Origin of the sequence: Mesobacillus campisalis, assembly GCF_000986785.1 — a bacterium.
Lineage (GTDB): Bacteria > Bacillota > Bacilli > Bacillales > Cytobacillaceae > Mesobacillus_B > Mesobacillus_B campisalis.
The window spans coordinates 164,423-178,049 of the sequence record NZ_LAYY01000001.1; the positions used below are offsets into that span (position 1 = coordinate 164,423).

General features: G+C 44.8%; 10 protein-coding genes. 3 read left to right on the top strand and 7 right to left on the bottom strand.

What is annotated here, in order from left to right; all coding sequences use genetic code 11:
• The first annotated feature begins 1 nt into the window (after window position 1).
• Entirely contained in the window at window positions 2-625 is a 624-nt protein-coding gene (locus tag WQ57_RS00695; RefSeq protein WP_046521788.1) for a flavodoxin family protein, read from the top strand.
• Between the two features lie 127 nt (window positions 626-752).
• Here WQ57_RS00695 and WQ57_RS26440 read toward each other — a convergent pair whose 3' ends face one another.
• From WQ57_RS26440 to WQ57_RS00715, 5 genes are all read right to left on the bottom strand, one after another.
• Complete coding sequence (locus tag WQ57_RS26440) at window positions 753-917, bottom strand: hypothetical protein (protein ID WP_156183010.1); 165 nt, start codon at window positions 915-917, stop codon at window positions 753-755.
• Window positions 918-1,606: 689 nt separating this feature from the next.
• On the bottom strand, window positions 1,607-2,785 hold the full coding sequence (locus WQ57_RS00700; protein WP_046522014.1) for a M20 family metallopeptidase: 1,179 nt from the start codon (window positions 2,783-2,785) through the stop codon (window positions 1,607-1,609).
• A 39-nt stretch (window positions 2,786-2,824) separates the two neighbouring features.
• Entirely contained in the window at window positions 2,825-4,261 is a 1,437-nt protein-coding gene (locus WQ57_RS00705) for an MFS transporter (RefSeq protein ID WP_046521789.1), read from the bottom strand.
• 134 nt (window positions 4,262-4,395) lie between these two features.
• The gene (locus tag WQ57_RS00710) at window positions 4,396-5,298 is read right to left on the bottom strand and encodes an AEC family transporter (protein ID WP_046521790.1); all 903 of its coding nucleotides are present in this window, start codon (window positions 5,296-5,298) and stop codon (window positions 4,396-4,398) included.
• A gap of 129 nt (window positions 5,299-5,427) precedes the next feature.
• Window positions 5,428-7,551: a glycoside hydrolase family 3 protein gene (locus tag WQ57_RS00715; protein ID WP_046521791.1), complete on the bottom strand. Its 2,124-nt coding sequence runs from the start codon at window positions 7,549-7,551 to the stop codon at window positions 5,428-5,430.
• Between the two features lie 143 nt (window positions 7,552-7,694).
• Here WQ57_RS00715 and WQ57_RS00720 point away from each other — a divergent pair, with 143 nt between their 5' ends.
• Complete coding sequence (locus WQ57_RS00720) at window positions 7,695-8,618, top strand: AraC family transcriptional regulator (protein WP_046521792.1); 924 nt, start codon at window positions 7,695-7,697, stop codon at window positions 8,616-8,618.
• A gap of 23 nt (window positions 8,619-8,641) precedes the next feature.
• On the opposite strand, the gene WQ57_RS00725 is transcribed toward WQ57_RS00720, so the two are convergent.
• Window positions 8,642-10,924, bottom strand: coding sequence for a glycoside hydrolase family 3 protein (locus WQ57_RS00725; RefSeq protein WP_046521793.1), 2,283 nt, complete (start codon window positions 10,922-10,924; stop codon window positions 8,642-8,644).
• 442 nt (window positions 10,925-11,366) lie between these two features.
• On the opposite strand from WQ57_RS00725, the gene WQ57_RS00730 reads away from it, so the two are divergent.
• The gene (locus WQ57_RS00730; protein WP_046521794.1) at window positions 11,367-12,338 is read left to right on the top strand and encodes a glycerophosphodiester phosphodiesterase family protein; all 972 of its coding nucleotides are present in this window, start codon (window positions 11,367-11,369) and stop codon (window positions 12,336-12,338) included.
• A gap of 54 nt (window positions 12,339-12,392) precedes the next feature.
• Here WQ57_RS00730 and WQ57_RS00735 read toward each other — a convergent pair whose 3' ends face one another.
• Entirely contained in the window at window positions 12,393-13,439 is a 1,047-nt protein-coding gene (locus WQ57_RS00735; protein ID WP_046521795.1) for a YkvI family membrane protein, read from the bottom strand.
• Window positions 13,440-13,627 lie beyond the last annotated feature (188 nt).

The window sequence follows — 13,627 nt, forward strand, 5'->3', positions numbered from 1 at the left end:
AATGCAGCCGCTAAAAGCGTTATTTTTAAACTGCTCATTAAAAAAATCTGATGAAACATCCAATACGGAGGGGTTCATGAATGATGTGCAATTCCATTTTAATAAGCTCGGAGTCGAATCCGAAATCATCCGGTTAGCTGATTTCAACATTGCTCTTGGAATGGCAGAAGACATGGGAAATGGGGATGAATGGCCGAGTATTTTGGAAAAAGTTAAAGCATCCGATATTCTGATCATTGGTACGCCTATTTGGCTTGGTGAAAAGAGTTCCCTTGCCACGCAGGCGATCGAGCGTCTTTATGCCAGCAGCAGTACAACCAATGAAAAAGGCCAGGCGATTTTCTATAACAAGGTCGGCGGTACGGTTGTGACTGGGAATGAAGACGGTGCCAAACATTCAGCTGCTTCGATTCTCTACAGCCTTTCCCATATCGGATTTGTCATCCCTCCAAACGTGGACGCCTACTGGGTTGGGGAAGCTGGGCCAGGTCCATCCTATTTGGACTCCGGGCGCGAGAATGAGTTCACGAACGCAGCGATTAAACGGCTCGCTTACAATACTTTTCATTTGGCAGGCATGCTGAAAAATGAGCCAATCCCTGCCGAGGGGAATACGCTTGGATAATGGACGTTAAGATGCAGCATAGATGGTATAATTCAAGTGATCCGCTACAACAGTGGGGTTCATTTAAAGAGGATGGCAGCTAAGCTATCCTCTTTAAACGCTTTTTCAGCTTGAGCCCCGCTTGATTCTACCCAACGACTTTGCTTTCAGAGGCTTCATAGACGGAAATCAATTCCTTATCATCCATCTTGTAAACCTGGTTCGGGCTAAGCCTGCTGTTCCCATCCAAAACAGACTCCTCTAAACGGTACCTTTCTGCTTCATCCAAGAAATAACGCCTTACGATTAACATGCCTTCGTTCTCCCTTCCCTTCACTTTCTAATGCCCAAAGAAATATAACAAATACGTTCACTGTAATACCCACCCCTTTCGCAAAATACTCCATTTGTTTAAAATTTTCAGTAAAATAGGTAAAGAGTCCCGCTGTCTTTGACTGCTTGTATTGGCTTGGAATTTTGGAAGCAGTAGGACCCTGTTTTGGGTTTTTACAGACATGGGACGTGAGAGGTGTAAGTGGTTTTATGGTATGTCAGTGGGCGAGGTGGGTGGGTTTTAGGGTGTGTATTTAGTACATAGTGTAAGTAGATTAAACTGTTTGCTTGAATTGGCTGGAGTTTGAGGACGGGAGCTTCATTGTTGATTTGAATGGAAAACAAGGTTGCGAGGGGGTTAGGAGTTTGTTGTGCATTCAGCACATAGTGTAATTAGTTTTTGTAACGTAACGCTGAAATAACCTGCATCCGCGAGTGGGGATGCAGGTTTTCCAGTTTAGGCTATGGAATTTCCGTCATGAAGCAGGGTTTGGACTTGAGTCGCCTGATCCAGGTTGTTCAGTCCGAATCGTACGTTTATTCGGACTCGACCCCTTTCTGCCGGCCTCCTCTGTTCGAATCAGGAGCTATTTAGGACTCGACCCTCAGGTTTCCAGTTCATCCTGTCCGAATACGTCCCTCTTTAGAACTCGATTCCCCAAATTCGCTCTAACTCTCGCTGCCTCCACAAAACGAAGCCACGACAGCTGCCATTGCTTTGGCGCTTATAATCAGGCTTTTTTCATTGATATTGAATTTTGGATGATGATGCGGATAGGCTTCACCCGTGTCAGGTTCTGCACCGACATAGAAGAAACAGCCTGGTACTTTTTCCAGATAGTAGGCAAAATCCTCTGATGGCGGCTGCGGCGGTGTTTCCAAAACCGCTTCCACTTCAGGAATGGTTGCTTGTTCAAGTGCCTGCCGGACCTGTTGTGTTACGTCCGGATCATTGTATAGAACCGGATAATCATTTTCAAATTCAAAAATGGATTTTACCTTAAATGATGTTTCCAATCCTTCTGCAAATCCCCGTACACCTTCTTCAATGATTTCCCGTGTCTCCGGAGACATACTGCGGACATCTCCTTCAACCGTCACGGCATCTTTGATGACATTGAATGACCCTTTGCCATCGAAATTGCCAATCGTAATCGAAGCGGTATCGAACGGATTTATTCGGCGGCTGACGATGGTCTGCAAATTCATGACAAAAGAACTGGCTGCCACAATAGCATCGTTTGCCAAATGGGGAGATGACCCATGACCGCCTTTCCCTTGCACCACTAATTTAAAATAAGATCTGCCTGTTTGTGTATTTCCGCTTCTGTAGTAAATATTGCCGGTTTTCATGTTGCTCATCACATGAATCCCAAGAATTGCATCAACTCCATCCAGCACGCCAGCTTTAATCATTCCGATCGCCCCGCCTGGAGGCGTTTCTTCAGCTGGCTGATGGATGACACGAATACTCCCACTTAATTGATCCTTCATCTCGGCAAGTGACTCGGCCAGGATCAGCATATAGGCGGTATGGCCATCATGGCCACAAGCATGCATAACACCTTCGTTTTTAGAGGCAAAAGGCAGACCTGTTTCTTCCTTGATTGGCAAGGCGTCAAAATCGGCCCGAATGGCAATGGTTTTACCTGGCTTCGCCCCTTTAATGGTCACAACAATGCCACGCTCACCCCCAAAGTTCGTCTCTACTGAATCCACCGGGACATCCTTATAAAAATCGGCAATGTATTTGGCCGTTTGCTCTTCCTGGAAGGAAAGCTCAGGATGCTCATGCAGATAGCGGCGAATTTCAATGATGCGGTCTTTTTTTTCATCCAGTTTCTCCATAAGTTCATTCAGTAACACCTTATACACTCTCCTTTCATTTTAATGGGTGGGTTCTGGTTCCGGCTGCCCAGGAGGATTGGTCAGTTCCTTCTCAATGCCTGTTTTCCCTGCATCGCCTGGAACCATAAAAATGATGGACAGAATGGCTAGGGCACCGAACAGGACATTTACGATGATTCCTGCCGTTGCGGCCAACTCCACATTTCCGGCTGCCGAAATCGTAGAAAAGACAGTCGCCGAAATCGCAACGCCGAACGCACCGCCGAGCGAACTGGCCATTTTATAAATGCCGGCTGCTTCCCCCACTTTGTTGGCTGGGGAATTGGATACCGATGTATCTGTCGATGGGGTCGCATAAATACCAAGTCCAAGTCCAAATAAAGAAAAACCAATAAACACGACGACTGTATAAGCGAAGTCAGGCAAAAATGTTAACCCCATGATGCCGACCCCTGCTGTTGAAATCAGCGCTCCCCACACCATCGGCTTTTTAGCGCCAACTTTTTGTAAAATTTTCTCGCCGACACGGATCATGGCAAGTACAGCTACTAAATACCCTAATGATAACATTCCTGTTTGAAATTCACTAAAACCCCTGCCTACCTGCACATAAGTATTTGCCACAACAAGGGTACCGGCAATCGCATTTAACAGAAAGTTGGAAGAGGTGGCACCTGTATATGGCTTATTTTTAAATAAAGAAAAGTCGATCAGGACGATTTCCTTGCCTTTCTCCACTTTGATAAAAACAATCGCCCCAATGATGGCCACTAACGCAAGAGCGATGGTAATCAGGTTTGTCCAACCCAAGTCTGCGCCAAACGTGATAAATATGTTAAGAGCAAGCATCGTAATGATAAAAATGACTAATCCTGTGTAATCGAATTTAAAAGCACCCGTTGATTCGCCTTTGCTTTCCGGCGTTTCTTTAAGGAGCCACATCCCGAGTAAGGAGAAAATGATCGAAAAGACGAAAATCCATCTCCATCCCAAATACGTTGCAATTGCGCCGCCTGCGAAGGACGCGACGCCTGATCCACCCCATGATCCGATGGACCAGTAACTTAGCGCACGCTGACGTTCTGCTCCTTCAAAATAAGCTTTCATCAACGCAATCGTGGCAGGCATGATGCATGCTGCCGAAAGCCCTTGAATGACACGGCCGATAATCAGTAAAATCGATCCTTGCGACAGGACAAGGCATAGGGAGCCGATCACACTTAAGATTAATCCGATATAGGTCATCTTTTTTCGGCCGATTTTATCCGCCAGCCCTCCGGCAGCGACGATGAACATTCCCGAAAACAAAGCCGTTAAGCTTATGGCAATGTTTAATGTACCAAGTGAAATGCCCAGATCCTCCTGGACGGCCGGAACCACGTTCACCATTGCCTGGGCGAAAAGCCAGAACGTGATAACGCCGAACACAATCCCGGTAATCAATTTATTAGTGCCTTGATAATTTGCTGCTTCCAAAATGGAACCTCCCTTATGATGTGTGATTTAATACAGATTCCAGGTTATTATTTGCAGCTTTCTTCCAAGTTAATCTAAAAAAGCAGAGGGACGGTTCTCCCGCCTCATTGAGGCAGGAGAACCGTCCCTCTGCTCTATATAATAAAGTTGGCGAAGATATACAAAATCACCATGCTTATGATAATGGTTATATTCGAAATCGTTGCGATTAAACTGGTTGTCCTGTATTTAAATTCGACGGCAAAAGTGAGGGCGGATGCGGCGCAGGGCAGCAATAGGCCAATCAGCATGGTGGTCCGGAACTTCTCATCGTATGGAAGGAAAAAGAATAAAGGCAGGCCAACCAGCAGCCCCAGACCGTAACGGAATGTCAGGAATTTCAACATGGGCCTTATCCATTGTTTCTCCACTTTAAAATTCAAAAACAGACCTAATAATATTAGCGATAATGGCATGTTTGCAGCAGAGATGATCCCGGCCACCTTAATGACAGGGTCAGGCAGTTGGATATGGGCGAAATTCAGCACGCTGGCAATCAAATAGGTCATCAAGGGAACGGACTTGCCAAGTCTTTTTAGAATTTCAACCGGTTTAAGACGCAAGCCTTCTTCTGAAAAATAGCTTCCCAAAATATAGGCAATGCCAAAGACAGTAAAAGAAGTTCCAATATCAAACATGCTGAAATAGGTTAACCCCTGTATTCCCCAAATGGCCTCAATCAGGGGGAAAGCAAATAAACCAACATTGAATCCGGACAGCATCAGGAAAGAGCCTTTCAGTTCCCGGTTTTCATTCCTGAAAAACAGGATGCCCAGAACTGCCGTAAGCAGTCCAAACAGCAAGACCAATACTGGAATCAGGATTAAAGATATTTCTATGTTTACAGAATGGAAAGTAACAATAACCAAGGCTGGAAGGGTTATTTTAAAAATAATTTTTGAAATAACCTCCCCATCTTTTTCCTGCAAAACGCCTAACACTTTTAACACATAACCAAGCGCAATGATGATGATGACATAAAGAAATTCCTGGTTCATAAAAAGACTCCTCTAACAACTATTCTTCCTGTAATTTGGATCATAAATAAATGAATGCTGCTCACAAGCAACCCTTATAAAGTAAAGAAGCACAGGGTGAAATCCCCCCATGCTTCTTCCCTTCTTGCCTTAAAATCTCAATCCATGCCCAAGTTTATAAACATTTCCGTCGCTGTCCTTGTAGGCATACTGAAGGCCTTCCGGCATGTATTTGTCCTTGTCATAACCTGGTACGTCATTAGGTGAGACGCAGTCGCCATTTTCATTAACGGCAATCACCTCTTCGCTTGCCGGCAGGGTCAATGGCAGCACACCGACTGGCTTGAAGTTTCCTGCGATCACTTCCAATTGAGCTTTATAGTATGTGTCATAGCCAGCAATCAGCACATCCGCTAATGGCTCGGCATTTCCAAGAATCCAAGGCAGAATGACATTTACACTCATAATCACCTTGCCGCCGCGAGCATGGACGCTGTCTGCCACTTCCTTGAGATGACCGATGCCAGTCAATGTCGTTTCGTCATAGGTGGTTCCATCTAAAGCTGTGTTTGTTTTATTCTCGCAGATCTCAAGCTCCAGCAGCCCAGGTGTTGCATTGAAGTAAGCACCCGATTTAGGATGAAGGAATAAAATCGCCACATCAGCTTCCTCATGGTTTTCGGTCAGCGTGAACTGCCCAAGCTCCTCGCAGGCTTTCCGTGCATCTTTTGTGTAAGATTCGGCACGTTCTGTTTCTTTATGGAAAACTTCGATATAAACCTTTTTGCCGTCAAGCTTTTCAGCTGTCAAAGGCAAGGTTTCATTCGAGTTCTTCAGGACAGTGACTGATTTTTTATGGGCTTCGTACGCCGCTTCCCAATGTGCTTGTGTATTGACAACTTCAGCCGCATGTTCTGGTGATACATACGTACGGTCATCAAATAATCCTAATTCAAACATTTCCGTCAGAAGGCGAACATTGGCTTCATTGATACGCTTTTCGCTGATCCAGCCGTTTTCAATGGCTGTTTTCAGATTTTTAATATCATTCGTATCGGCAACCAGATCGGTGCCAGCATTGACCGCTTTCGAAAAACGTTCCGCTTCGCTCAAGTGCTCGACGCCCCACGCCATTTTGCTGGTAATTCCGCTGTCGCTGTTTATATAGCCTTTGAATCCGAGTTTTTCTCTTAGGATGGTGTTAATGAAGTAATGGTTAAACGTGAATCCAACTTCTTCGAACGGGATGTCCTCGCCTTCGAATTCCTGAACCACACTTTTCTTGATGCTTGGAATCGAGTAGTACGGCATCATGGACGATGTACCGTGTTCAACTGCTGCCCTGAACGGCGGCAAATGATACTTTTCCAGGCTTCCAGGAGTTGGGTATAAATTCCACTTTCCTTCTGCATAGTGAGGATCAAAGCCATTTTCACGTGCTCCGCCGCCCGGGAAGTGCTTGGTGGTCATCGCAATGCTGTGTTTGCCAAACTCTTTTCCCTGGAACCCATCTATGATTCGGCCAATCACATCGGAAACAAATTCCGGATCTTCCCCGAACGTTCCGTATGTGCGCTGCCATCTAGGGTCGGTAACGACGTCTGCCATGTACATATAACCCTTTCGGATGCCGGTCGCTTCCCATTCATCATGGGCGATTTCCGCGAATTGGCTGATGAGCGAAGCATCTCCGCCATTTTTGATGTCTCCTTTAGCCGCAGCCGCAAGTCCAAGCGTTCCTGGCCATGTGGAGAAAATTCCGGCAGCATCATTCATTCCAAAGATGAATTCCGTATTTTCGTTTCTGGAATTGGAGGCGATTAGAACAGGAATTCCAAGGCGGGTTCCCTCGGCCACTTCGTTCATCTTATTGACCCACTCGGCCATTTCAGCCGGGCTCCAGTTGTCTCTTAAAATAAAGTGGCGCAATTTCATGTTTTCAATGGTATGAGTCGTGCCATAGACTTTTTCCAAGGCAAAAATCGTTTCGCCTTTTTCTACAATAGCTTCATCCAGTACGCCGTTATGGCTTGTCTTTTCTTTATCTTTTTGCGAAAGCCCCATCGGACGCGTATTGATCAGCATCATGCCAACCTTTTCGTCAAGATTCATTAATGAGACCAGATTTTCGGCGCGTTCTTTCGGGCTTAACCGCCAGTCCTCGTAAGGGTCAAGCTTGCCATCGTTATTTAAATCCTTAAATTTCAGTCCATCGACTTCAATGATGTTCTTTACGCGAACCTGCAATTCAGGTTGTTTTTGATTCTCAGCCACAAATAATCCTCCTAAAAAACCTTAGAGTGGAAATCTAGTGATGATTTCTTCCTATTATTTGTTATAATAACAGCAATAATCTAAAAAAACTTGATACTTTTTGCTGAATATATTGTAAATCTTGCTGTCTGAGAGGAGGAGCTATGAGCGAACAATCCATTTTTATGCCTGTCATGAACCAGTTTGAAATTTATGACTTTAGCAAGCACAATGAAACCTATATCCTGCTGGAAAAGCATAACGAATCGGCCCAGCAATTGTTTTCGCAATTTGATTCATTATTCAGCCTGCACAGTCACGATGTAATGGAGATTTTGGTCTTTATAGATGGGGAATGTGAATTTTTTTGTGAAGGGAAAACCTATACACTTAAAAAAGGGGATGTGGTGATTGTCCCTGCCTATGGGGTGCATAAAGCCAATGTGAAGGATCTCCATGATTATGAACGGATCATTTTAACGATCAGTCCGCAATTGCTGGCAGACTTTTCTGCAAGTTCACCTTCGTTGCACGAAAATATCCTTTCTCAAAAAACACAAGCATCCTATGTGAACCATTTGGACAATAAAAGCTTTAAGGACATCCTCTCTTTGCTGCAGGAAATTACCGATAAAATCAAGAAGGGCGAAGAACATTTTACGTTTACGATTCATTACTTGCTATTTCAGGTGCTCCAAGTCATTTTCAATCCTACCAGCAGTCTTTCAGAGTATAGTCATACAGAAGAGCCTGATCAAAGATTAGCTGCGATCCTGGAGTACATTGAAACGCATTTAACACATCCTGACTTAAGCCTGGACACAGTCTCCAATGAATTTCATTTGAATAAATACTATTTTTCCCATTACTTTAAAAAGCAGATGTATCTTCCTTTTTATCGTTATGTCACCTTGAAACGTCTATCCAATGCGGTGACGATGATCAAGCAAAACGAGCTGTCCATTGAGAATATCGCACTCAAATGCGGCTTTACCGATTATTCCAGCTTTTACAGACTCTTTAAAAAAGAATACAATCTTTCACCGAAAAAAATGCAAACCAGGGACGGTTCTTCTGCCTCAAAATGAGGCAGAAGAACCGTCCCTTTGTATCATTTATTAGAGTGGCCAGGCTTTCCTGTGTCCCCGGCATGGGCTGGTTTGCCAGTTGTTTGACCTTCATTAAAGGAAAGTCCAAATCCGTACTCGTACTTGTCGCCGCCTTTGGTCCTGTAAGTGAAATGTTTATACTCTTCAGGCGCAAAGCTTGGTACGTCCCCTACTTCCCGTTCTACAGCTTTCGCACTGGCTGGAATCGCGAATGGAAGTTTTCCAACCGGATTGAATTCCCCAGTGATTACATCAAAGACAGCTTCCTGCAGGGTGCCGAAAGTGCCGATGAATGCCGCAGCATTTGGTTCAAGCTCATTAATCAGCCATTGGTTCGTAAAGTTAACAGCCGTAATGGTTGGAACTGTTTTCTGGATGTCAACAATCGCATCTACATCGGTGACCCCAGTTTCCGGGCCGACGGTAATGCGCGGATTGTTATCCCAGTTGGACTGTACTGGTTCTACATAAACATAAGCAAGTGTTGCTTCATCAAGGCTGTCTACAATCGTGATGTTCGGGTATGTTTCTGCAAGTTTTTCTTTCAGGTTCTCTGTAAAGGCAGCCGATTGCTTTTCGGATTCATCGATGATATACTGCCCAGGATTTTGATGATTTCTTGGAGCGGCAACACCGACAAATCCTTCGACATACAGTTTGACTTCCTCAAGCCTTTCTTCAGTTAGAGGAAGCAGTTTTTGTCCTTTGATTTTATCGTTGCGCATCAGTACGACCGACTTTTGATGGGCTTCATAAGCATCAGCTCTATGTTCTTCATCATTCACAACCGCAATCGCTTCTTCCGGATTGACATACGGATCCTCAAACAGGCCAAGATTCATCATTTCCGTTAAGGTATAGGCCAGGGATTCGTCAATTTTTGCCTCTGATAGTTTCCCGCTTTTAACTGCTTCAATGACCAACCCTGGCGTGCCTCCGCCTGAAATAAGATTGGTACCGGCATTGACTGCTTTTGCAACTTTATCTACATCCGAAAGATGCATTGCACCCCATGCGCTGCCGGCAACGGCCCCCGTGTCAGAGTTCACATACCCATTAAAACCAAGACCGCCCTCACTGATAGGAGCACGCAGGTAATCGAGCATCCCTTTATTTAACGTCATCCCCACTTCTTCAAATTGCTGGGTTTCACTGAACCATGGCAATCCCTGATCCGCACTCTCATTACTTGGGTATGCATAATAAGGCATAACAGAAGAGACGTTCGCTTCAACCGCTTTTTCGAACGGTGGAATATGATACTTCTTCAAGCTTCCTTCCGTAGGGAAAATATTAAAGCTGCCGTCCTCAAAGTGAGGATCCTTTCCATCATCGCGGGCACCGCCGCCAGGGAAGTGTTTCACCGTAATCGCCACACTGTCCGAGTCAAGAGTGTGACCATCACCCTGGAATCCACTAATGACTTCATATATCATGTCTCCAGTAAGTTTTGGATCTTCTCCGAATGTCTCCTGGATTCTTGCCCAAAGCGGGTCTGTCGCAATGTCGGCGGTATAGCCGTACACCTTGCGGATTCCAGCCTTTCTCCATTCCTCGCGGGCAATCTCGGCAAATTCACTTACTGCTTCTACATCTCTTCCTGCTGCCAACCCCAATGTTCCTGGCCAGAAAGTATGCTGGTCGGTCGCATTCGTGATATTGGTATAGTCCGTAGAAGCAGAGTTTCTTGGGTTTGAAGTTACAACGACCGGAATCCCCAGCTCCAGACCTTCAGCCAATTGCTGCAATTGGTTATTATAATTGGCCACATCCCCTACGTTTGGCGATTGTCGGTATATAACGTGGCGTAATTTACTGTTAGTAATCATTCTGCTATTGGAATCGGTTACAAATTTCCCGTCCGCCGGATTCAATGCCGGAGTGTGGGTATTGATGTACATCATTCCTGCTTTTTGCTCGATGGTCATCCTGCTGATCAAATCGGCTACACGCTCCGAAACCGGCTTTCTCCAGTCTTCGTAAGCGTCTAATCGCCGATTATCATTTGCATCTCTGAATTTCTTGTCATCAAGCGAAAGAATCCGGTCTTGCTCAGCTACTTCAATTTCCGGCTGGCCTTCTGCTGCTTTCACTTTATAAGTAGTGATGGCTCCCAAACCGGTATACGGAGAAGCTTCCCCCTCATTACCCGTGTACCCCTGGTCATCTGCAAAACTTGCGGCTGGTCCAATTACTGGAGCCACTAATGATAGAGTAAGTGCAGTTGCCAGAATCTTCTTCCTCAATTTTAACGATTTTTTAATCTGTTTAGAAATTGAAGCCATTTTTTCTTCCTCCCTCTTTTAATTAAATTATTGTCAAGCTGCTAATATGGCAGGTACCTCCCTTTGAATGCGCTTCCAAATTTGCTAAAAAAACTCTCTATTTGCAAACTTTTGGTTGCGGGTTTTAGTCATTATGTATGCGTTACCATTTTTAGCAGCTAAACCACCATGTAGTAGATAAAAGGATTAATTCATTAGATTACTTAACAAATTAATTAGTAGTAGCTTATCATATTACCAACTACAGAAACAATATATAAATTAAAAGATTCATAATATTTGAGCAGTTAGTCCTACTGGAGTGCCCGTGTGAAGCCTCACCACTTTATTTATCATTGTTTTTTAATGATATATTGTTGAACAGCCCAATTATTACTATATAGTAATATTAGACGATCTCACCAATGGCCGGCTGATTTTAGATGAATAAGGAGCATGTAACGTGAAATTTAAAAGAGCATTAAAACGAACAGCACTGATCTTTCTCTTGTTGGTTCTATTTATGTTCGCCAACAATAGCAATCTTTTTACGAAAGAACGCAGCGGAGACCCTACCCTCCTCGCGCATGTTGCAATGTCACAAACGTATCCGATGGAAGGAATCCAGAATGATACTTGTACAGCAGAACGGATATTTGAGCCTGAGCATCCTTATATCGGCAATACGATTCCCTCAATGGAGGCTGCATTTGAGGCGGGCGCAGATGTTGTCGAGCTGGATATCCATCCTACGAAAGATGGGGAATTTGCCGTTTTTCATGATTGGAAACTGGAATGCCGCACGGATGGAAAGGGCGTCACAAGGGACCATACGATGGAGGAGTTAAAGAAATTGGATGTTGGCTACGGGTATACAGCCGATAATGGCAAAACCTATCCTTTTCGCGGCAAAGGAATTGGATTGATGCCAACACTAAATGAGGTGCTGATCCATTTCCCTGACAAGGAATTCTTAATCAACATCAAAAGCGATGATGCGAATGAGGGAGTGAAATTAGCGGAGTATCTTTCAGCCTTCCCTGATGAAAGAATCAGCCAATTATCAGCGTATGGAGGAAATCATCCAATCGACGCATTAAAGAAGTATTTACCGAACCTCCGGGTCATGTCGATGGATTCGATGAAAAGCTGTCTGATTCCTTATATCGCCGGGGGCTGGACAGGATATATACCTGGAGCCTGTGAAAATACACAGCTGCATATTCCCGAGAAGATTGCTCCGTGGTTATGGGGATATCCTGAAAAGTTTCTAAACAGGATGGATGATTCGAATACGAGAGTCGTTCTGGTTGCAGGGAATGGCGGATGGTCGGAAGGCTTCGACGACAAACAAGACGTCGAGCGCATTCCTGCCGGCTACAACGGAATGGTATGGACCAATCGGGTCGATATAATTGCTCCGATTATTAAGTAAAACAAAGGGACGGTTCTCCTGCCTCAAATGAGGCAGGAGAACCGTCCCCTAGCTCTAAATTCTCTTCATTCGAATTGGTGCATAAACCAAGACGGCAATCAGGACGATGCCAAGATAGCCAATCAGCGGGTAAAAATAGCTGACAAGTTCTGTAAACCCGACAAAGCTGGCCGCAAATGCCACAATCATCGTTCCAACGAAAAACTTTTTGAATTTTGGAGTGCCCAATGCGGTAAAACGAGCCACAAAGGAATAAAACATGCTGATCGCCGTGCTGAAGATCATCGCAAAAAGGATTATGGACATAATGGTCCCCAGGACAGGTGAAAGATTATTGACGATCATTAACATCGGCATGTCCATGCCTCCAACACTGTCAATTTTGGAAAAAATAGCAAGATGGCTTACCACGATAAGAATGCCCAGTCCGATTCCCCCGACCAATCCACCTAAAGCGGCCGTTTTCCGATTGCTTTCCGCCGCCCCCATTACGATCGCCATCGAAGCTCCAACTGCCGTGTTAAAGGACACATAATTGATGCCCGAAATAAACCAATTAGGCAAAGTCGTCGGCTGTTCCTTGGCGGTAGAATCCAAAGCGGCGAATGATCCGTCTATGTTCAAGAAACTATACACGGAAATAATTGCGACAAATAAAATCAGGAATGGCGTAATCCCGCTAATGATTCCTACCACCCGGTCCACCTTCAGCATTCCGGTCAAAAGAATCAGAAGGGTCATAAGGCTAGTCCCCAACAGAACCGGCAAACCAAACTGCTGATTCAGATTGGATCCTGCACCCGCAATCATGACCACACCTACACCAAATAGCGTAAAGATAAGAATATAATCAATGATGACACCCAGATACCTTCCGCTTACCTTATAGATGACATCCTTGTGTGAGCCCGTTTTCATGCTGCTTCCGAGCCAAACAAGCGTCATCCCGGCATAAGCAAATAAAACAGTTGCCACCAATGCCCCAAGGGTTCCCATCAGGCCAAAACTAGTAAAATACTGAAGAACCTCCTGACCTGAGGCAAACCCGGCCCCTACAATTACACCTATAAAAGCACTCCCAATTTTCAAAACTCTCTTCATACGCATCCCCCTCTAGTTGCCCGTTTGTTCAGTATAATGGAAAAGTTTACAGAAGCAAAGGGTGGCCTATGCTTCCAGCGTGGACACATCTCGATGATTCTTCCTGCACCGTTTTCTCCGGATTGGTTTCACACTTTTACAATTATTGTGGAGATCGGTCGTTCCAAGTGAAGATACAAAAGGGGAAA

Coding starts and splice junctions, on each gene's coding strand:
- WQ57_RS00695 (WP_046521788.1), top strand. CDS start 2: ATGCAGCCGCTAAAAGCGTTATTTTTAAACTGCTCATTAAAAAAATCT.
- WQ57_RS26440 (WP_156183010.1), bottom strand. CDS start 917: ATGTTAATCGTAAGGCGTTATTTCTTGGATGAAGCAGAAAGGTACCGT.
- WQ57_RS00700 (WP_046522014.1), bottom strand. CDS start 2,785: ATGGAGAAACTGGATGAAAAAAAAGACCGCATCATTGAAATTCGCCGC.
- WQ57_RS00710 (WP_046521790.1), bottom strand. CDS start 5,298: ATGAACCAGGAATTTCTTTATGTCATCATCATCATTGCGCTTGGTTAT.
- WQ57_RS00720 (WP_046521792.1), top strand. CDS start 7,695: ATGAGCGAACAATCCATTTTTATGCCTGTCATGAACCAGTTTGAAATT.
- WQ57_RS00725 (WP_046521793.1), bottom strand. CDS start 10,924: ATGGCTTCAATTTCTAAACAGATTAAAAAATCGTTAAAATTGAGGAAG.
- WQ57_RS00735 (WP_046521795.1), bottom strand. CDS start 13,439: ATGAAGAGAGTTTTGAAAATTGGGAGTGCTTTTATAGGTGTAATTGTA.